18 protein-coding genes and 1 pseudogene are annotated in these 18,678 nt (G+C 60.8%); 13 read left to right on the forward strand and 6 right to left on the reverse strand.

What is annotated here, in order from left to right:
* Positions 1-10: 10 nt before the first annotated feature.
* The 6 genes from ACIPZB_RS16290 (at position 11) to ACIPZB_RS16315 (ending at position 5,775) form a co-directional block, all read left to right on the forward strand.
* On the forward strand, positions 11-784 hold the full coding sequence (locus tag ACIPZB_RS16290) for a class II glutamine amidotransferase (protein WP_400641562.1): 774 nt from the start codon (positions 11-13) through the stop codon (positions 782-784).
* Between the two features lie 9 nt (positions 785-793).
* Positions 794-1,315, forward strand: coding sequence for a DUF2937 family protein (locus ACIPZB_RS16295; RefSeq protein ID WP_400641564.1), 522 nt, complete (start codon positions 794-796; stop codon positions 1,313-1,315).
* Positions 1,316-1,442: 127 nt separating this feature from the next.
* Positions 1,443-2,813 (forward strand): sigma-54 interaction domain-containing protein, encoded by a 1,371-nt coding sequence (locus ACIPZB_RS16300; RefSeq protein ID WP_400641566.1) that lies wholly within the window; start codon positions 1,443-1,445, stop codon positions 2,811-2,813.
* A gap of 164 nt (positions 2,814-2,977) precedes the next feature.
* Complete coding sequence (locus tag ACIPZB_RS16305) at positions 2,978-4,126, forward strand: iron-containing alcohol dehydrogenase (protein WP_400641869.1); 1,149 nt, start codon at positions 2,978-2,980, stop codon at positions 4,124-4,126.
* A 162-nt stretch (positions 4,127-4,288) separates the two neighbouring features.
* On the forward strand, positions 4,289-5,095 hold the full coding sequence (locus ACIPZB_RS16310; protein ID WP_400641568.1) for an N-acyl homoserine lactonase family protein: 807 nt from the start codon (positions 4,289-4,291) through the stop codon (positions 5,093-5,095).
* 128 nt (positions 5,096-5,223) lie between these two features.
* Positions 5,224-5,775 carry a hypothetical protein gene (locus ACIPZB_RS16315; RefSeq protein WP_400641570.1) on the forward strand — a complete coding sequence of 184 codons (552 nt, stop codon included), beginning with the start codon at positions 5,224-5,226 and terminating at the stop codon, positions 5,773-5,775.
* Between the two features lie 169 nt (positions 5,776-5,944).
* Here the strand turns inward: ACIPZB_RS16315 and ACIPZB_RS16320 are convergent.
* Positions 5,945-6,252 (reverse strand): annotated as a pseudogene (locus ACIPZB_RS16320) (transposase); the annotation flags it as partial.
* Between the two features lie 111 nt (positions 6,253-6,363).
* Positions 6,364-7,275, reverse strand: a complete 912-nt coding sequence (locus ACIPZB_RS16325) for a LysR family transcriptional regulator (RefSeq protein ID WP_400641572.1) — start codon at positions 7,273-7,275, stop codon at positions 6,364-6,366.
* Positions 7,276-7,404: 129 nt separating this feature from the next.
* On the opposite strand from ACIPZB_RS16325, the gene ACIPZB_RS16330 reads away from it, so the two are divergent.
* The 4 genes from ACIPZB_RS16330 to ACIPZB_RS16345 are packed head-to-tail and all read left to right on the forward strand — an operon-like array spanning position 7,405 to position 11,086.
* Positions 7,405-8,691, forward strand: a complete 1,287-nt coding sequence (locus ACIPZB_RS16330; RefSeq protein WP_008093447.1) for an MFS transporter — start codon at positions 7,405-7,407, stop codon at positions 8,689-8,691.
* A gap of 9 nt (positions 8,692-8,700) precedes the next feature.
* On the forward strand, positions 8,701-9,480 hold the full coding sequence (locus ACIPZB_RS16335) for a 5-oxoprolinase subunit PxpA (protein ID WP_400641574.1): 780 nt from the start codon (positions 8,701-8,703) through the stop codon (positions 9,478-9,480).
* Positions 9,477-10,172: a 5-oxoprolinase subunit PxpB gene (gene pxpB / locus ACIPZB_RS16340; protein WP_400641576.1), complete on the forward strand. Its 696-nt coding sequence runs from the start codon at positions 9,477-9,479 to the stop codon at positions 10,170-10,172. Before ACIPZB_RS16335 ends, pxpB begins: the two co-directional genes overlap by 4 nt.
* Positions 10,169-11,086, forward strand: coding sequence for a biotin-dependent carboxyltransferase family protein (locus tag ACIPZB_RS16345; RefSeq protein WP_400641577.1), 918 nt, complete (start codon positions 10,169-10,171; stop codon positions 11,084-11,086). Before pxpB ends, ACIPZB_RS16345 begins: the two co-directional genes overlap by 4 nt.
* A gap of 117 nt (positions 11,087-11,203) precedes the next feature.
* Here the strand turns inward: ACIPZB_RS16345 and ACIPZB_RS16350 are convergent, their stop codons facing one another.
* The 3 genes from ACIPZB_RS16350 to ACIPZB_RS16360 form a co-directional block, all read right to left on the reverse strand.
* On the reverse strand, positions 11,204-12,382 hold the full coding sequence (locus ACIPZB_RS16350; protein WP_400641579.1) for a VWA domain-containing protein: 1,179 nt from the start codon (positions 12,380-12,382) through the stop codon (positions 11,204-11,206).
* 12 nt (positions 12,383-12,394) lie between these two features.
* Entirely contained in the window at positions 12,395-13,240 is an 846-nt protein-coding gene (locus ACIPZB_RS16355; protein WP_176517845.1) for a MoxR family ATPase, read from the reverse strand.
* A 230-nt stretch (positions 13,241-13,470) separates the two neighbouring features.
* On the reverse strand, positions 13,471-14,544 hold the full coding sequence (locus tag ACIPZB_RS16360) for a DUF748 domain-containing protein (RefSeq protein WP_400641581.1): 1,074 nt from the start codon (positions 14,542-14,544) through the stop codon (positions 13,471-13,473).
* Positions 14,545-14,675: 131 nt separating this feature from the next.
* On the opposite strand from ACIPZB_RS16360, the gene cysK reads away from it, so the two are divergent.
* The 3 genes from cysK to ACIPZB_RS16375 all read left to right on the forward strand — a co-directional run bounded on the left by cysK (position 14,676) and on the right by ACIPZB_RS16375 (position 18,053).
* Entirely contained in the window at positions 14,676-15,650 is a 975-nt protein-coding gene (cysK, locus tag ACIPZB_RS16365; protein WP_400641583.1) for a cysteine synthase A, read from the forward strand.
* 139 nt (positions 15,651-15,789) lie between these two features.
* Positions 15,790-16,725, forward strand: coding sequence for an aspartyl/asparaginyl beta-hydroxylase domain-containing protein (locus ACIPZB_RS16370; RefSeq protein WP_400641585.1), 936 nt, complete (start codon positions 15,790-15,792; stop codon positions 16,723-16,725).
* Positions 16,726-17,171: 446 nt separating this feature from the next.
* Positions 17,172-18,053 carry a DMT family transporter gene (locus ACIPZB_RS16375; protein ID WP_400641587.1) on the forward strand — a complete coding sequence of 294 codons (882 nt, stop codon included), beginning with the start codon at positions 17,172-17,174 and terminating at the stop codon, positions 18,051-18,053.
* A gap of 6 nt (positions 18,054-18,059) precedes the next feature.
* Here the strand turns inward: ACIPZB_RS16375 and ACIPZB_RS16380 are convergent, their stop codons facing one another.
* On the reverse strand, positions 18,060-18,530 hold the full coding sequence (locus ACIPZB_RS16380; protein ID WP_400641588.1) for a DUF4265 domain-containing protein: 471 nt from the start codon (positions 18,528-18,530) through the stop codon (positions 18,060-18,062).
* Between the last annotated feature and the right edge of the window lie 148 nt (positions 18,531-18,678).

Here is an 18,678-nt window from a genome sequence, read left to right on the forward strand (position 1 = left end):
GACTGCGAACATGTGCGAACTGCTGGGCATGAGCGCCAACGTCCCCACCGACATCGTCTTCAGCTTCACTGGCCTGATGCAGCGCGGTGGCCGTACCGGCCCGCACCGCGACGGCTGGGGCATCGGTTTCTACGAAGGCCGCGGCCTGCGGCTGTTCCAGGACCCTGCCGCGAGCAGCGAGTCGGAAGTGGCCAACCTGGTGCAGCGCTACCCGATCAAGAGCGAGGTGGTCATCGGCCACATCCGCCAGGCCAACGTCGGCCGGGTATGCCTGTCCAACACTCACCCGTTCGTCCGCGAGATGTGGGGCCGCAACTGGTGCTTCGCGCACAACGGCCAGCTCGGCGATTTCAACGGCGAGGCGACCTTCTACCGGCCCATCGGCGACACCGACAGCGAGTCCGCCTTCTGCGACCTGCTCAACCGCATCCGCGCCGCCTTCCCGGAGCCTGTCGAAGTGGAACAGCTGCTGCCGGTGCTGGTCGAAGCCTGTGCCGAGTACCGCGGAAAAGGCGTGTTCAACTGCCTGCTCAGCGACGGCGACTGGTTGTTCTGCTTCTGCTCGACCAAGCTGGTCCACATCACCCGTCGCGCGCCTTTTGGTGCCGCACGGTTGAAGGATGTCGACCTGATCGTCGACTTTCACACCGAAACCACCCCCAATGACGTGGTGACGGTGATTGCCACCGAGGCCTTGACCGAGAACGAGACCTGGCGGCGCTACGAGCCCGGCCAATGGGCCCTGTGGCGGCACGGGGAATGCGTGACGCAAGGCCAGAGCTAAGGACGCTGCATGTTCAGAAGTTACCTGCGGTTGCTGCTGTTCACCTTCGGCCTGCTGGCCGGTATCCAGGTCCCGGGGCTGGTCAAGGACTACAGCCAACGGGTCGAGGCGCATCTGTTCGAATCACGCCAGGCGCTCGATGGTTTCAAGCAGACCGCCGAGCGCTTCTTCAAGGGCGACCTGCAGGCGCTGGTGCGGCATTACCACAGCAGTGACGACCCGGTGTTCAACAGCGATGCCAACAGTATCGAGAGTCTGTTGATGCGTAATCAGTTGCTGGAGAACGAGTGGCAGGCACTGCAGGGGTCGTGGTTGACGACGACCTGGCATGTGCTGGTGCAGCCGGATCCGCAGTTGCGCGAAGAGACGCTCAAGGGGTACAGCTATCAGATTCTGCTGGTACCCGAGGCGATAGGCTGGGGCGTTGGGGCAGGGTTTGTGCTGGCGTTCGTGGTCGAGAGCCTGTTGCTGGGGATTGGCTGGGTGCTTTTGGGTGGGCGGCGCAAGGCGGTCAAGGAGAGCTGGCGTTGATTCATGATGGCCCGGGAAACCAACGGCGATTCACGAGACTTCGCACTTGCCGTTCTCTCTGAAAGATTAAGGCCACTGCGTCAGCAAACGTCTTACACTGACGTTTTTGCTAGCTCAGAGCGTTGCTGTGAACTTCACTGATCAAACCTTCGATACGATTCTGAACGCACTGCACGACGGCGTTTACATCACGGATGGTGCAGGGATTACCGTTAAGGTAAACAGCGCGTACGAGCGTCTTACCGGACTGCAGAGCGAACAGCTCATCGGTCGCAGCATGCACGACCTGGTACGCGACGGTGTCGTTTCGCAATCCGCATCCTTACGCGTACTCCAGCAAGGCGCTCCGGTTTCCGTTATGCAGAGCCTCGGTAACGGCAAGAAGCTGTTGGTGAGCGCAACGCCTATCTTTGAAAATCGCCGCATCAGTTACGTTGTCAGCGCCGTACGTGACATGACCGAGCTTCTGCGCATGAAGCATGAAAGGGATGAGCTTGCTGGGCTCAAGAAGCTGCGTCAGAGCACTGCGCAGTTGCATGCGGGTGAATATGAAAAACTGGCTCAGTCCTCGCTGGTCTTTGACCAGGCGCAAACAGGCTCGCTTTTCGCGCAGGCACGACGTGTAGCAGGCAGTGACGTGAAGGTGCTGCTGCTAGGTGAAACCGGTGTCGGCAAAAGTCTCGTCGCTCAGTACATTCACAATGCCAGCGCTCGGGCCAACGAGCCTTTCATACCGCTCAACTGCGGAGCAATGCCAGAAAACCTGATCGAGGCGGAATTGTTTGGCTACGCGCCAGGGGCGTTCACTGGCGCAGCGGCCAAAGGGAAGCGAGGGCTCCTGGAGCTGGCGAACCACGGGACGTTGTTCCTTGACGAAATTGGCGATCTGCCGTTGTCGCTTCAGGTCAAGCTTCTGAAAGTTATCGAGGAGAAGCGGTTCATTCCGGTGGGTGGGCTTGAATTACGCGAAGTAGATATCCGAATCATAAGTGCCACCCACCATGACTTGCGACAGAGAGTCGAGCAGGGGTTGTTCCGTGCTGACCTGTACTATCGACTGAACGTGGTGCCCATCCACATTCCCGCGCTTCGTGAGCGCGCCGGAGAGATCCCCACGCTGTTGGAGCATTACCTGGGGCACTTCAACGAACGCTATGGGCGCAAGATGATGTGGGGGCTGGAAACCCTGGATCTGCTCTGTGAGTACGCATGGCCTGGAAATATCCGTGAGCTGATCAATTTGGTCGAGCGTTTGGTCGTCATCTGCGAAAGTGACACGATCGAGGCGTTGGATCTCCCTGAGGAAATCCTCAACCTTCATGATGATCGCTTGGATCAAAACCGCCTGCCGCTGCGCAAAGTTCTGGAAAACGCAGAGCGCAGCGCAATCCTTTCAGCAATGCGCGTCCACAAGACCACGCGGCTGGCAGCCAAAGCGTTGGGTGTCAGCCAGGCTACCGTCGTTCAGAAGATGAAACGCTGGGAGAGATCTGATTAGGTTTCTGATCGGCAGCCGTTTTTCCGATTGAAATCGTGATCGCCAGTTCGTGTCGCAGGCTAGCCATAGCGAGGCAAAACCCAGCAAACACGGGCCTTCCAAGAAATTGGCACATGTTTTGTTATCTCTTCGTTCATCTCAATAAAAAAAATGAGGATGAGTCGATGAGTGTTGCTGCCTTTCAAATCGCCAATAAACTCCTGACCGGCCCCAGCGCGGTTGATCAGCTGGACGCTGAATTGACCCGGCTGAAGGTTAATAATCCTTTAATCGTGACCGATGCGATCCTGGTCAAGTCGGGCACCGTTGACCTCGCTTTGGCCCACCTGGGTGGCCGCCGCTATGGTCTCTATGACCAGGTTCAACCAGAGCCTGAAATCAGTTTGGTCGAAGACTGTACTCGTGCCTTTCGCGAGGGTGGCCATGACGGGCTCATTGGGCTGGGGGGCGGAAGTGCTATCGACATCGCCAAAGGGGTCGCCGCCTTCGCCGGTCACGATGGCGCGTTGGCCGAGCTGTTCGGCGTCGATCAAGTACGCCGCAAAGGCCCCCCGCTGATCGCCATTCCTACTACAGCGGGCACAGGTTCGGAGGTCACTAACGTGGCGATCTTCTCCGACAAACAGGCACAGCTCAAGAAAGGCATCGTGAGCGACTACCTGCTGCCTGATGTGGCTCTCGTGAGTCCGGTCATGACGCTCACTTGTCCTCGCAGCGTGACCGCTGCCAGCGGTGTCGACGCGCTCGTGCATGCGATCGAAGCGTACCTTTCGATCAATCGCTCGCCGATTACCGATGCCATTGCGCTTGGAGCGATCAAGGTGATAGCTCGGGCTTTGCCCAAAGCGTATGCCAACCCGGATGATCTTGTTGCTCGCGAAGACATGGCGACGGCGAGTCTGATGGGTGGCATGGCATTTGGAAACGCAGGCGTGGGGGCAGTACATGCGCTGGCCTATCCGCTCGGCGGGCGCTTCAAAATAGCACACGGCGTCAGCAACGCTTTGCTGCTGCCCTATGTAATGCGCTGGAACAAGCTTGCCTGTGCGGAGCGTCTTCGCGACGTCGCACAGGCAATGGGCGTGAATGTCGTGGGCTTGAGCGATAGCCAGGCTGCAGACGCTAGTGTCGATGCGATGGCTGAACTGTGCGCTGCCGTAGACATTCCTGCCGGCCTTCGCGCTTTCAACGTTCCAGAGGACGCTTTGGCACCCATGGCCGAGGAGGCCAGCAACATTGACCGCTTGATGCGCAATAATCCCCGCAAGCTCACGGCCGCAGATATCGAGGCGATCTATCGATCTGCCTGGTAATGGGGAGTTGGTTTTTGTTTTGAGCGTCAATTTGTTAGAGTGCTATTTAATGAGTTCAGTCTTTGAGGCTTAGTGGTTAAATATTTAGTGTGGTGTGGCAGAGCCGTACTGAAAGGTCTCGGTGTCTGAAATCTTACCGTCATGGTTTAAAGGGCTATTGCTATGGAAGACGTTAAATTATATGCAATGACATGTGGCTGGATTACCATGCCTTATGGGTTTTTCATGGCAGGTGAAACAGGGGATCTGGCCATTCCTGTGCCATGCTATTTGATCGAACATCCGAAAGGTACGGTGTTGTTTGATACGGGGCTGGAGTTGCCTTTGCAATCGGAAGATCCGGCGGTGGTAAAAAAATCACTCGGGGTTTTTGCTGATCTCACGACGGTCAACTTTGTGCCTGGTGAAGATGTCGCTAAACGGTTGGAGGCTTTTGGTGTCGACCCCTTGAAAATAAACTTCATCATTAATTCTCATCTGCATTTTGATCATTGTGGTGGCAATGCTTGCATTCCTAATGCGCGGTTGGTGATCCAAAAGCGTGAGTGGGAGGCTGCAAAAAATGAAGAAAACATCGAAAAAGAAATCTATTCACCTCGCCATTATGATTTAGGTCATGAGCGCCTTGAGATTGATGGCGAACATGATCTGTTTGGTGATGGTTCGGTTGTGCTGATTCCTAGTTATGGACACACGCCCGGGCACCAATCGCTTAAAGTCAACGTAGAGGGTAAAGATGTCATCATTACCGCAGATGCTTGCTACTTGAAGGCCTCTCTTGAAAAAATGACGCTTCCCGATGCCATGGTCGTGAATGATGCTCAGGGAATGATTAACAATTTTAACTTGTTTAAGCGGCTTCAATCTAAAGGCGCATTTGTACTGTACGGGCATGATCCCGAACAGTCAAAGTTACTCACGGATGGTTCAATTCGCAGAGTTGGTTTGGAGACGCTCGCGAGTTTATAAGGGAATTTGTGATGCATCGTGCGGGTTTCTCGCACGTGAAGAGCTTGATTTTTCAAGCGAAGTAGATAAGTCCTGTTTTATGGCAGGGCATGCCAAATGTTTAACGTAAACTATAACAAGGAATAATTATGAATCCTGCATTGAAAGTCTCTTTGTTTTTGGCCGCAGGGATTGCAGCCTCCCCGGTTTTTGCAGCGCCGACTAACACTGCCTTGCCAGACAGTTGTGCGAAAGATGCGAAGGGGAACTATAGCCAGGAATATGATGTTCCCTGTAAAGCCTTGGATAACTTCCTGACAACATTCAATGCTAAAGATGAATTGGCTTGGGCCAAGACATTGAATTACCCGCACGTGCGCATGTCCGGTAACCAAGTCACTGTTTGGCAAACCCCTGAAGCTTATGCCAAAGATCAAAACCTGCAGCAGCTTGCAAAGGAAATTGGCTGGGAGAATACACGCTGGGACTACCGTTATGTTGTTCAATCCGGCAGTGATGGCAAAGGAAACGCAAACAAATATCACGTCGCGCTTTCATTTACACGCCTTGACAAAGCGGGTAACCCGATCCCCGGTCATACTTTTGACTCCTTCTACATTATTACCAATGTCGACGGTCATTGGGGGACTCAATTCAGATCAAGCATGGCTGGTTCTTTGCACGGAAAATCGGCTTATTGATACAGCTGAGGCGGTATAATATTGCCTAGATAAAAGTTGGGGCTTTCCGGCTCCAACTTTTATTGCGTTACGTTCCTCTGGACTTCCCTGATCTTGAGTTTGAAGAGGTGGTACGTCCGGAGCTTCGTAAGCGCCCATAAACCCCACCAGACCAAAGATCGCAGTGCGATTAGCTATGCGGTCGCGGCGTGCAGTTCCACGGCAGGAGCGCCTCGAAGTCTTCCACTGAGGACGCTGGGGCAGGCGCTCCAGTGCGTGGCGCAGCCACGCATAAGGCTCTTTGCCGTTGGCGTTGGCCGTCTCGACCAAGCTATAGAGTTGAGCACTGGCCGTTGCGCCTTTTGGCGTATCGCTGAACTACCAGTTCATTCTGCCGATCACAAATGGGCGGATCGCGCGTTCTGCAGCGTTATTGTCGATCGGCAAATAGCCATGCTCGACATAGCGTTCCAGCTTGCTCCTGTTGCTGGCCATGAACGCCGAGCGGCCCTATCGCCGGCAAGCCGGCTCACACAGAGACCGCGCAGTTCACTTACCTGTGGGAGCCGGCTTGCCGGCGATAGGGCCGGTACTGGCACTGGAAAACCATCAGACCAGCACAATCCTCTGTCCCCCGACATCCCGCGCATACCGCTCCAGCACCTGCCGGCACACCCCGACCACCTCATCCACCAACGCTACCCCGGTCTGCCAGGCGACGACCAGTTCCAGGCTAGGCGGTGGCTGCAAGCCTTCGAGCAGGACCAGTTCGCCGCGGCTCAGCTCTTCACCGACCAGTGCCGGCGGCAATGCACCGATGCCGAAGCCATCGCGCAGCAGGCGGGTAATCGCCGCCACCGAGTTCACGCAGTTCAGACGCGGGGCCTGGGCGCCTGCGGCCTGCAGCATGCTGAGCACTTCCTGGTGGGGCCGCGAGTTCTTCGAGAAGGTCACGATCCGCTCGCGGGCCAGTTCGGCCAGGGACGCGTAATCGCGGTGCTGGGCGGCACCGGCAGCCACCACCCAGCCCATGGGGTAGCGCGCCAGGTCCAGGCTGCGGATCGACTGCTCGCGCAGCAGGTCGGTCTGCAGGATCACGTCGAGAAAGCCTTTTTGCAGCTGTTCGCGCAAGTTCAGCGCGGTATCGGCGACCAGTTCGATCTCTACCTGGGGGTAGCGCTCGGTAAGTTCCGCCACCAGCGCGCTCATCCAGGTATGAATCACCGTGTCCATCACGCCAAGGCGAATGCGCCCGACCTTGGCCCGGTCGCTGTCCAGCGACTGTTTCATGGCCTTGGCGGTATCGAGCATGCGCTCGGCGTACTCCAGCACCTTGGCGCCCTCCGGGGTCAGGCTGACGCCCCGTGAGTCGCGCAGCAAAAGCTTCACCCCAAGGTCGGCCTCCAGCGCAGCGATGCGGCTGGAGACCGACGCCTGGGTGGTGAACAGCTTTTCGGCAGTGAGACGAAAGCTCTTGAGCCGGGCGACCCAGACGAAGGTTTCGAGGAAGCGAAGGTTCATGATCAGTTTTTCTTGTTCCAGACCGGCGGTTTTTCTCGTTGGACGCATCTGGCGCGGCCTCTGAACAATGATGGCAGGCCGCGACGCCAGACGTCGCCCATAAAACAATACCAACAAGCCGAGGCAAGCATGAACCCCACCGGCGTGCAGCAACAGGTTTCGCCCTCATCTTCCAGCGGGCCTTTCGCCTGGTACCGCGATATCGACTCCCAGCAACGACGCACCTTCTGGAGCTGCAAGATCGGCTATGGCCTGGACGGCATGGACACGCAGATGCTCAGCTTCGTCATCCCTACGCTGATCATGATGTGGGGCATCAGCACCACTGAAGCCGGCCTGATCCACACCAGCACCCTGATCGCATCGGCCGTCGGTGGCTGGATCGCCGGCATTCTATCCGACCGCATCGGCCGGGTGCGGACCCTGCAACTGACAGTGTTGTGGTTCGCCTTCTTCACCTTCCTTTGCGGCTTTGCCCAGAACTACGAACAACTGCTGATCGCCCGTACCCTGATGGGCTTCGGTTTCGGCGGCGAGTGGACCGCAGGTGCGGTACTGATCGGCGAAGTGATCCGCGCCCAGGACCGTGGCAAGGCGGTCGGCATGGTGCAGTCCGGTTGGGCCCTGGGCTGGGGCCTGACGGCGATCCTCTATGCGCTGCTGTTCTCCTGGCTGCCTGCTGAGCAGGCTTGGCGCGCACTGTTTCTGCTCGGTCTGGTACCGGCCATTTTCGTGATCTTCGTCCGCCGCCTGGTCAAGGATCCGGAGGTATACCGCCAGGCCAAAGCGGTGGAAGAGGCCGCAGCGCCTTCGCACTTCTACGAGATTTTCGCCCCCGGCATGCTCTGGACCACCGTGCGCGCGTCCTTGCTGACCACCGGTGCGCTGGGTGGCTACTACGCCATCACCTCGTGGCTGCCAACCTTCCTCAAGAACGAGCGCGGCCTGAGCGTGCTGGGCACCGGCGGCTACCTGGCGATGGTGATCGTCGGCTCCTACGTGGGCTACGTGATCAGCGCGTACCTGTCCGACATCCTGGGGCGCAAGAAGAACTTCATCCTGTTCGCCGTGGGTTCGTTCATCATCGTGCTGCTCTACACGCAGATGGCGGTGAGCGATGACCTGATGCTGTGGCTGGGCTTCCCGCTGGGCTTCTTCGCCTCGGGCATCTTCAGTGGCATGGGCGCGTTCCTTACCGAGCTGTTCCCCACCCGCATCCGCGGTTCGGGGCAGGGCTTCTGCTACAACATCGGCAAGGTGATCGCGGCCGTGTTCCCATTGCTGATCGGCCTGCTCAGCCAGAAAGTACCGCTGGGCCTGGGGATTGGCGCCTTCTCCGCGGTGTCCTACGGTGTGGTGATCCTGGCGGCCTTGAGCCTGCCGGAAACCTGCGGCAAACAACTCAAGGCGCGCTGAGGTAGGCACATGAACATCGACACGGGAACCCGCCAGGTGAAACGCCTGCTACTCAATTGCGACATGGGCGAAAGTTTCGGCAGCTGGCGCATGGGCCGCGATGCCGAGGTGATGCCCTACATCGACTGCGCCAACATCGCCTGCGGCTACCATGCGGGCGACCCCGGCACCATGCGCCGCACCGTGGCCCTGGCGTTGCAGCACGGGGTCGCCATCGGCGCCCATCCGGCCTACCCGGACCTGGTCGGTTTCGGCCGTCGCTCCATGGCCTGCAGCAACGACGAAATCCGCGACCTGCTGCATTACCAGATCGGCGCGCTGCAGGGCATCTGCAAAGCCCTCGGCGGCCAGGTGGCCTACGTCAAACCCCATGGTGCGTTGTACAACGACATGATGGCTGACCCGCTCAAGCTGCGCGCCGTGCTCGAAGCCATGGCCGCCTACGACAGTGGCCTGCCCTTGATGCTGATGGCCACCGCCGACAACAGCGCTGCCCAGGCGCTGGGCGATGAAATCGGCGTGCCATTGTGGTTCGAGGCCTTCGCCGATCGTGCCTACACCGCCAGCGGCCATCTGCGCTCGCGAAGCCTGCCCGGTGCGGTGCATCACGACCCGGCACTGGTGGTCGAGCAGGCCCTGCGCCTGGCCCGTGGCTATGCGCTGGTGGCCGACGACGGCAGTGCTTTGCGCCTTCAGGCCAGCACCCTGTGCGTGCACGGCGACAACGACAGTTCGGTGGCGGCGGTGCGGCAGATTCGACAGGCGCTCGATGGGTTGGAACAAGCATGAAAGTACGCATCGAAGTCGTGGCCATCGACAGCCTGATGGTGCGCCTGTTCGACAGCATCGATGAAGCCAACATGCCGTGGATGCTCGCGGCCAGCCAGCGCCTGAGTGCGGCCTTGGGCACGCACCTGCTGGACCTGGTGCCGTCCTACACCACGCTGATGGTGCAGTTCGATCTGCCGCCAGCCGAGGCCAAGGCACTGATCGTCCAGGCCCTGGACGGGCTGCAGCCGGACACCGGCAGCGCGGGTCGTCGCCATGAGATCCCGGTGTGGTACCACGCCAGTGTCGGCCCTGAACTGCCGGTGCTGGCAGCGCGCAGCGGCTTGAGCGAGGACGAGGTGATTCGCCTGCACAGCGAGCGCGACTATCCCGTGTTCGCCCTGGGCTTCGCGCCAGGCTTCGGCTTCATGGGCCTGGTGGACCCACAGCTGGCCACGCCACGCCTGAGCACCCCGCGCAAGCGGGTGGCGGCGGGCAGCGTGGGCATCGCCGAGCGCCAGACGGCGGCATACCCGGCGGTCTCGCCGGGTGGCTGGAACCTGATTGGACGCACACCGGTGCGCCTGTTCGACCGTGAGCGCGAAGGTTACAGCCTCCTGCAACCCGGCGACCGAGTGCGTTTCGTGGCGGTTTCCCATGCCCAGTTCCTGGCGTTGGGCGGTGATGACAGTCCGTTGGAGGCGGGGGCATGAAGCAGCTGATGATCGAGGCCAGCACGCCGCTGTGCCAATTGCAGGACGGTGGACGTTTCGGCGTGCGCCATCTGGGCGTGACCCAGGGCGGGGCACTGGACTGGGTGGCGATGTACTGGGCCAACTGGCTGTTGGGCAACGCGCTGGATGCACCGGTGATTGAAGTGGCGTTGGGCGGTTTCAGTGTGCTGGCCGAACAGGACTGCGTGCTGGCCCTGGCCGGTGCGGATCTGGATGCACGGGTCGATGACCAGCCTCTGGCAGCCTGGCGCAGTTTCACCCTGGCGAAGGGGCAGCGCTTGACCTTGAGGCAGCCGAAGCAGGGCGTACGCGCCTACCTTGCGGCGCCGGGTGGGTTCCACGGGGAAGCGGTGCTGGGCAGCTGTGCCACGGTGGTGCGTGAAGAACTGGGTGGCATCGATGGGCTGGGGGCTGCGCTGGGCAAAGGGCAACGGCTGAGCTTCGCCGGTGGCCCGGCAGCGCTGCGCGAGGTGCCCGAGGTGCTGCGGCCGGGTTATCCGCAAAAGCCACTGCTCGATTTGGTGATGGGCGCGCAAATTGGCGATTTCAGCGGTACCAGCCTGTTCGAGGCGTTCAACAGTGACTGGACGCTGGACAGCCGGGCCGATCGCATGGGTATCCGTTTGCTCGGGCCGCAGCTGGTCTATCAGGGCGCGCCGATGATTTCCGAAGGGATCCCGCTGGGGGCGGTGCAGGTGCCGCCGGACGGGCAGCCGATCGTGCTGCTCAATGACCGGCAGACCATTGGCGGTTATCCGCGGCTGGGGGCGTTGACGCCGTTGGCATTGGCGCAGCTGGCGCAGTGCATGCCGGGGGTATCGGTGCGGTTCAGGGCGGTGGTGCAGGATGAGGCTTGGCGGGGGCAGCAGGCGTATCTGCAGCGTTGGCGGTGACGCTGACGGCCCTATCGCCGGCAAGCCGGCTCCCACAGGTAACGCCACAAGTCTTGAAATCTGTGGGGTACCTGTGGGAGCTGGCTTGCCAGCGATAGGGCCGGTACAGACTGGCAACTATTTGGACAGATACCGCATCCCTTCTTCCAACCCCTGCAAGGTCAGCGGATACATCTTGTCCTCGATCAAGTCCCGCACCAGGTGGGTCGACGCCGTGTAATCCCAGGCCTGTTTCGGATACGGGTTGATCCAGATGATCTTCCTGAACTTCTCCATGAAGCGCTGCATCCACACGTAGCCGGCCTCTTCGTTCCAGTGCTCCACGCTGCCACCCGGCTGGGTGATCTCGTAGGGCGCCATGGCCGCGTCGCCGACGAAGATCACTTTGTAGTCATCGCCGTACTTGTGCAGCAGGTCGAACGTGGAGAACCGCTCCGAGGTACGGCGCATATTGTTCTTCCACACCGACTCGTAGACGAAGTTGTGGAAGTAGTAATACTCCAGGTGCTTGAACTCGGTCTTGCAGGCCGAGAACAGCTCTTCGCAGACTTTGACGTGGGCGTCCATCGAGCCGCCGATGTCGAACAGCAACAGCAGCTTCACCGTGTTGCGCCGCTCCGGGCGCATCTGGATGTTCAGCAGCCCGGCATCGCGTGCGGTGTGGTCGATGGTGCCGTCGATATCCAGCTCTTCGGCGGCGCCTTCGCGGGCGAACTTGCGCAGACGGCGCAGGGCCAGCTTGATGTTGCGCGTACCCAGCTCGACCTGGTCGTCGAGGTTCTTGTACTCGCGCTGGTCCCACACCTTTACCGCCTTGCCCTGGCGCTTGCCGGCCTCGCCGACGCGGATGCCTTCGGGGTTGAAACCGCCCGAACCGAACGGGCTGGTGCCACCGGTGCCGATCCACTTGTTGCCGCCGGCATGGCGTTCCTTCTGCTCTTCGAGGCGTTTCTTGAACGCCTCGATCAGCTTGTCCAGGCCACCCAGGGACTGGATCTGGGCGCGCTCTTCATCGGTCAGCGAGCGTTCGAACTCCTTGCGCAGCCAGTCTTCGGGGATCAGGGCTTCGAGGTGCTGGTCAAGGTTCTCCAGGCCCTTGAAGTAGGCCGAGAACGCCCGGTCGAACTTGTCGAAATGGCGCTCGTCCTTCACCAGGATGGCCCGCGCCAGGTAGTAGAACTCGTCCATGTCGGCGAACACCACGCGCTTTTGCAGGGCGTTCAGCAGGTCGAGCAGTTCACGTACCGACACCGGCACCTTGGCCGCGCGCATTTCATTGAACAGGTTGAGCAGCATGGCCGGCTCCTGTCAGCGGTTGCCGCGCCGGCTCATGAAGGCCAGGCGTTCAAGCAGCTGCACGTCCTGTTCGTTCTTCACCAGGGCGCCAGCCAGCGGTGGAATGGCCTTGGTCGGGTCGCGCTCGCGCAGCACCGCTTCGCCGATGTTGTCGGCCATCAGCAGCTTGAGCCAGTCGACCAGCTCGGAAGTGGACGGCTTTTTCTTGAGGCCCGGCACCTTGCGCACATCGAAGAACACGTCCAGCGCCTCGCTGACCAGCGATTGCTTGATGTTCGGGTAATGCACATCGACGATCTGCTGCAGCGTGGTGCGGTCGGGGAAGGCGATGTAGTGGAAGAAGCAACGGCGCAGGAAGGCGTCGGGCAGCTCTTTTTCGTTGTTCGAAGTGATGATGATGATCGGGCGCTGCTTGGCCTTGATGGTCTCGTCGATCTCGTAGACGTAGAACTCCATCTTGTCGAGTTCCTGCAGCAGGTCATTGGGGAACTCGATGTCGGCCTTGTCGATCTCGTCGATCAGCAGGATGACCCGCTCTTCGGCCTCGAAGGCTTCCCACAGCTTGCCTTTCTTCAGGTAGTTGCGCACGTCGTGGACCTTGTCCACGCCCAGCTGCGAGTCGCGCAGACGGCTGACCGCGTCGTACTCGTAGAGGCCCTGGTGGGCCTTGGTGGTCGACTTGATGTGCCAGGTGATCAGGCGGGCGCCGAAGGAGGCGGCGAGCTGTTCGGCCAGCATGGTCTTGCCGGTGCCGGGTTCGCCCTTGACCAGCAGCGGGCGTTCGAGGGTGATGGCCGCGTTGACCGCCAGTTTCAAGTCGTCTGTGGCGACATAGTCGCGGGTGCCTTCGAACTTCATCGGGAGTGTCCTCTGTGGGGTGCCCGTTGCGGCTCTATCGCCGGCAAGCCGGCTCCCACAGGTGTTCCACACGTCTTGAAATCTGTGGGGTGCCTGTGGGAGCCGGCTTGCCGGCGATAGGGCCAGTGCAGGCAGCGTATGTTTGTAATTTGCCAACGACTATAACGCGGGCCTCGGCAGCTGGAAACGCAGACCGGCTATTCAGTCCCTGAATGGCCCGTCACACCCGCTCAGTCGGAATCGGGCGCCGACTTCTCATAACGTGCATTGAACGCCTGGATGAACCCGTTGCGCAGGATCTGCAAAAACGCTTCGAAGGCACTGATGTCCTGCTGGTGCACGCTACCGCTGAGCTCCACACGGGTGGCAAACTGGTTCTTCGGCTGGTTCTTCAGCACCGTTTCGCTGGCCCCCACCAGCGCTTCCCACACCGAGCGGAAGAAACCCTTGTTCTTGTTCTCCACGTCCTGCTGCCAGTTGAACACATCGACATCGCGCAGCAGCGGCTTGATGTAGCCGTTCAGGCGGCCGTTTTCCGCCTGGGCCTCGATCACCACATCGCCGTGGCCGGCATTGAAATCGAACTTGCCGTAGGCACTGGCGAAGTCGTTGAGCCTGCGCAGCTCGATACCGGTGGCGCGCAGGCGGAACTGGAAATCGTCGAAATCGCTGAACGGGTCGAAGGTGGCGCGGCTCTCGACCTTGGCGTCGCCGAGCATCAGCGCCGTGGCCTCGAAGCTGGCGTCGCGCCGGCCTTTCTTGTCGCGCACATTGGTCAGGTTGCGGATGCTGGCATCGAGCTGGGTGGCCTTGAGGTCGACGGGTGGTTTCGAGGTGAAATTGCGGAAGGTCAGCGTGCCGTTTTCGAGGCGGACTTCGTTGAGGGTGATGGGCAGCAGTTTTTCCAGTTGCTGGCGCCAGTCCGTGCCCTGGCCGGTCTGCGAGGCCTGCTTGCTGCCGCCGTCGACGAAGTTGAGCACGGGGCGCACGAAGGTGACCTCGGCCACCACGGCGCGGTCGTACCACAGCGAATGCCAGCTCACCGACAGGTCGATCAAGGGGGCGTCGAGCAGTGGCACGGGTACCTTGCCGCTGGTCTTGACGATCTTCAGCCCGTTGATCTGGTACGCGCCGCGCCACCAGGCGAGGTCCACGTCGGCGACCTGGCCGCGGTATTCACCCATGTTGGCCAGGCGGTCGTTGAGGTAGTCGCGCACCAGGTAAGGCAGCGCCAGGTGCAGCGCCAACAGCAGCACGACCAGGCTGGCGAGGCCGACCAGCGGCCAGCGATAGCGGGCGTTCATCTAAGGCTCTCCGGGGCGGGTTGCACGGTTGACCACACGCGCTGTCGGGGAGTTCGAACAGGCTTTACTGGCTGCAAAGGCAGGCTTACCCTTTAAGTCTTTCCCTGCTATTTCATGCCAAGGAACCTGCCATGAGCCGTATCTACGCAGACAACGCCCATTCCATCGGCAACACGCCGCTGGTGCAGATCAACCGCATCGCCCCGCGTGGCGTGACCATCCTGGCCAAGATCGAAGGGCGCAACCCCGGCTATTCGGTGAAGTGCCGGATCGGCGCGAACATGGTCTGGGACGCTGAAAGCAGCGGCAGGTTGAAGCCGGGCATGACCATCGTCGAGCCCACCTCGGGCAATACCGGGATTGGCCTGGCCTTCGTCGCCGCCGCGCGCGGCTACAAGCTGATCCTGACCATGCCGGCATCGATGAGCCTGGAGCGGCGCAAGGTGCTCAAGGCCCTCGGCGCCGAACTGGTGCTGACCGAGCCGGCCAAGGGCATGAAGGGCGCGATCGAGAAGGCCAACGAGATCGTCGCATCGGACCCTGAGCAGTACTTCCTGCCTGGGCAGTTCGACAACCCGGCCAACCCGGCCATCCACGAAAAGACCACCGGCCCGGAAATCTGGAACGACACCGACGGTGCGGTCGATGTGCTGGTGGCCGGTGTCGGCACCGGCGGCACCATCACCGGCGTGTCGCGCTATATCAAGCACACCCAGGGCAAGTCGATCCTGTCGGTGGCGGTGGAACCTGTGGCCTCGCCGCTGATCAGCCAGACCCTGGCCGGCGAAGAGCTCAAGCCCAGCCCGCACAAGATCCAGGGTATCGGTGCCGGCTTCGTGCCGAAGAACCTTGACCTGTCGATCGTCGACCAGGTCGAGACGGTGACCGACGAAGAATCCAAGGCCATGGCCATTCGCCTGATGCAGGAAGAGGGCATCCTCTGTGGCATTTCCTGTGGCGCGGCAATGGCGGCTGCGGTGCGCCTGGCCGAGAAGCCGGAGATGCAGGGGAAGACCATCGTGGTGATCCTGCCGGACTCTGGCGAACGCTACCTGTCGAGCATGCTGTTCAGCGACCTGTTCAGCGAGCAGGAAAACCAGCAGTAAGCCCGCAGGTTTGTTGCACAATCCTCAACAGTGAGATGCCGCTCGGGCGGTTTTTCACTGGGCGGGATGTGTTTATGATGGCAGGATGATTTTCCGGAAGCAGGCAGCGGGGGCCTGCTTCTTTTCAAAGGAGTGTTGCATGACCTATTCCTTCGCCGCCAAGGCAGGTGTCTTGTTGGTGTTCTTCGGCAGTGTGCTGTTCGTGCACTTGCGCGGTAAGGCGCGCTTGCCGGTGTTGCGCCAGTTCGTCAACCATTCGGCGCTGTTCGCTCCCTACAACAGCCTGATGTACCTGTTCTCCGGCGTGCCGTCCAAGCCGTACCTGGACCGCCAGCGTTTTCCGGAGCTGGATGTGCTCAAGGACAACTGGCAGGTGATTCGCGAAGAGGCGATGCACCTGTTCGACGAGGGCTATATCCGTGCTGCAGCCAAGGACAATGATGCCGGCTTCGGTTCGTTCTTCAAGAAGGGCTGGAAGCGTTTCTACCTGAAGTGGTACGACAAGCCGCTGCCATCAGCCGAGGCGCTGTGCCCGAAGACCGTCGAACTGGTCAGCGGCATCCCCAATGTCAAGGGTGCGATGTTCGCCTTGTTGCCCGGTGGCAGCCACCTGAACCCGCACCGCGATCCGTTCGCAGGTTCGTTGCGCTACCACCTGGGCTTGTCGACGCCAAACTCCGACGCCTGCCGCATCTACGTCGATGGCCAGGCCTACGCCTGGCGTGACGGCGAGGATGTGATGTTCGATGAAACCTACGTGCATTGGGTGAAGAACGAAACCGATGTTACCCGGGTGATCCTGTTCTGTGACATCGAGCGCCCGCTGAGCAACCCGCTGATGACCCGCATCAACCGCAAGGTCAGTGCCTTCCTCGGCCGCGCTACTGCGCCGCAGAACACCGATGACGAGCGCGTGGGCGGGATCAACCAGGCGTATGCCTGGAGCAAGCGCTTCAGCAACCGGATCAGCACCCATGTGAAGCAGTTCAAGCGTGCCAACCCGAAGGTCTACCGCATTCTGCGGCCGGTGCTGGCAGTAGTGGTGGCTTACCTGCTGTATCGGTGGCTGTTCTGAAGTTTTGGTGCCTGTTCGGGCCCTATCGCCGGCAAGCCGGCTCCCACAGGTAATGTAGGAGCCGGCTTGCCGGCGATAGGGCCCGGTCGAACAGCACAAGAATCAGCTATTGCCCATCATCCGACTCAACGCTATATTCCAGACCATTCACTTCCTCGAAGACCCTGTTCATGCCAGCCATGCCTTCCACCACATGCTTTGCCATCGCGCCAGTCGCGGGCAGGGTCGTGCGTGGCAGCCAGCAGCCGGTCATGATCAGTCATTACCCACCACCTGTCAGTGGCGTCGTCGGCGGCGTAGCTCCGCCTCGCTGCGTGGTCGTGCTGGGCTGATCGGCTTCTGGCCGCATCCCTTCGCACACGCAACCTACTGAACACGGTCGGCTACTTCCCTTACTGAAGCACACGCCCACCGTTCGGCTCATTTGCCCGAATACAGGTGCATACATGTCTGTCTTTACCAAAGCATCCGTGGCCTCGGCGGCCACCACCAGCCTGTTCGTCCTGCTGTGGAGCAGTGGCGCCATCGTTTCGAAACTCGGCCTTGCCCATGCCAGCCCCTTCGCCTTCCTGCTGTTGCGCTCGGCATTGGCACTCACCGGCTTGCTGCTGATCGGCCCGTTGCTGGGCCTGCGCTGGCCGCGCAGCCGCGGGGCTGTCCTGCGGGCCCTGGGTACCGGCTGCGTGCTCCTCGGCGCCTACCAGATCTTCTACCTGCTTGCGCTCAATACCCATGTCACCCCCGGCGTCATGGCCACGGTGATGGGCGTGCAACCCCTCCTCACCGTGGTGCTGATGGAGCGGCAGCGCTCGTGGAGCCGGCTGTTCGGGCTGGGCCTGGGGCTGGGTGGGCTGGTGATGGTGGTCTACCAGGGCATCAACCTGGGCGGCGTGTCGCTGCTTGGCATGCTGTTCGCCTTGCTGGCACTGGCCAGCATGACCTTTGGTTCGATCCTGCAGAAACGCATCACCGACAACCCCATGGGCACGCTGCCGCTGCAGTACCTGGCAGGGTTCGCCCTGTGTGCGGTGTTTGCGCCGCTGCAACCGCTGCATGTCGAGTGGAACGCCAGTTTCATCGGCGCGCTGCTGTGGATGGGCCTGGTGGTTTCGCTGTTGGCGACCCTGCTGTTGTACCGGCTGATCGCCAAGGGCAACCTGGTCAACGTCACCAGCCTGTTCTACCTGGTGCCGGCGGTGACTGCGGTGATGGATTTGCTGATCTTCGGTAACCGCCTGGCGCCGCTCAGCCTGCTGGGCATGGGCCTGATCGTGGTCGGCCTGCTGTTCGTATTCCGCAAGCCGGCGGCGCGGCTGGCCGAAGCGTAGCGCGCGCTAGCGGAATTCTTCGGGGATGGTGTGGCGCAGCACGCCCTCCTCGAAGTCGAGGGTGCCGGCTTCACGTTGGGTCAGCAGGTAGTAGAGGAGGGTGTCGAGTGTATGCGTAGGCGGCACTTCGACGGCCAGCATCCTCACGGCCTTCTCGACCTGGTTGGGGCAGCCGAAGTCCTCGAGCGCTGCACGCACCTGTTCGAGGTCGCCCGCGGCCTTGACCAGGATGCGCAACACCGACGCGCCGCCACTGTGCTGCAGGGCTGCAAACCACGACTGCTCGCCATCCTCGCGGATGCTGATGGTGTCGCCGGGAGCGATGCCGTAGGCATAGAAGGGGATGCTGTCGACCTGGTAGCCAGCGTCGGTGCGTTTTGCCCAGAGGCCTTCGACCGAAGCGGGTGGGTAGCCTTGGGCATCCGGCTCCAGGCGCCAGAGCACGATCTTGTAGGCTGAGGTTTGCTCAGGGGGCATGGGGCATTACGGGTCAGGAGGGCTGCCTATCGTAATGCGCTTTGGCTGTGTTGTCTGTACCGGCCTCATCGCCGGCAAGCCGGCTCCCACAGGGACAGCACTGACCGCCTGTAGGAGCCGGCTTGCCGGCGATGAGACCAGTACAGAC

This window comes from Pseudomonas sp. NPDC089396 (assembly GCF_044749545.1).
Classification (GTDB): domain Bacteria; phylum Pseudomonadota; class Gammaproteobacteria; order Pseudomonadales; family Pseudomonadaceae; genus Aquipseudomonas.

Excerpts from the sequence above, each read along its gene's own strand:
- ACIPZB_RS16290 (WP_400641562.1), top strand. The coding sequence starts at position 11 with ATGTGCGAACTGCTGGGCATGAGCGCCAACGTCCCCACCGACATCGTC.
- ACIPZB_RS16295 (WP_400641564.1), top strand. The coding sequence starts at position 794 with ATGTTCAGAAGTTACCTGCGGTTGCTGCTGTTCACCTTCGGCCTGCTG.
- ACIPZB_RS16305 (WP_400641869.1), top strand. The coding sequence starts at position 2,978 with ATGAGTGTTGCTGCCTTTCAAATCGCCAATAAACTCCTGACCGGCCCC.
- ACIPZB_RS16310 (WP_400641568.1), top strand. The coding sequence starts at position 4,289 with ATGGAAGACGTTAAATTATATGCAATGACATGTGGCTGGATTACCATG.
- ACIPZB_RS16315 (WP_400641570.1), top strand. The coding sequence starts at position 5,224 with ATGAATCCTGCATTGAAAGTCTCTTTGTTTTTGGCCGCAGGGATTGCA.
- ACIPZB_RS16325 (WP_400641572.1), bottom strand. The coding sequence starts at position 7,275 with ATGAACCTTCGCTTCCTCGAAACCTTCGTCTGGGTCGCCCGGCTCAAG.
- ACIPZB_RS16330 (WP_008093447.1), top strand. The coding sequence starts at position 7,405 with ATGAACCCCACCGGCGTGCAGCAACAGGTTTCGCCCTCATCTTCCAGC.
- ACIPZB_RS16335 (WP_400641574.1), top strand. The coding sequence starts at position 8,701 with ATGAACATCGACACGGGAACCCGCCAGGTGAAACGCCTGCTACTCAAT.
- pxpB (WP_400641576.1), top strand. The coding sequence starts at position 9,477 with ATGAAAGTACGCATCGAAGTCGTGGCCATCGACAGCCTGATGGTGCGC.
- ACIPZB_RS16345 (WP_400641577.1), top strand. The coding sequence starts at position 10,169 with ATGAAGCAGCTGATGATCGAGGCCAGCACGCCGCTGTGCCAATTGCAG.
- ACIPZB_RS16350 (WP_400641579.1), bottom strand. The coding sequence starts at position 12,382 with ATGCTGCTCAACCTGTTCAATGAAATGCGCGCGGCCAAGGTGCCGGTG.
- ACIPZB_RS16355 (WP_176517845.1), bottom strand. The coding sequence starts at position 13,240 with ATGAAGTTCGAAGGCACCCGCGACTATGTCGCCACAGACGACTTGAAA.
- ACIPZB_RS16360 (WP_400641581.1), bottom strand. The coding sequence starts at position 14,544 with ATGAACGCCCGCTATCGCTGGCCGCTGGTCGGCCTCGCCAGCCTGGTC.
- cysK (WP_400641583.1), top strand. The coding sequence starts at position 14,676 with ATGAGCCGTATCTACGCAGACAACGCCCATTCCATCGGCAACACGCCG.
- ACIPZB_RS16370 (WP_400641585.1), top strand. The coding sequence starts at position 15,790 with ATGACCTATTCCTTCGCCGCCAAGGCAGGTGTCTTGTTGGTGTTCTTC.
- ACIPZB_RS16375 (WP_400641587.1), top strand. The coding sequence starts at position 17,172 with ATGTCTGTCTTTACCAAAGCATCCGTGGCCTCGGCGGCCACCACCAGC.
- ACIPZB_RS16380 (WP_400641588.1), bottom strand. The coding sequence starts at position 18,530 with ATGCCCCCTGAGCAAACCTCAGCCTACAAGATCGTGCTCTGGCGCCTG.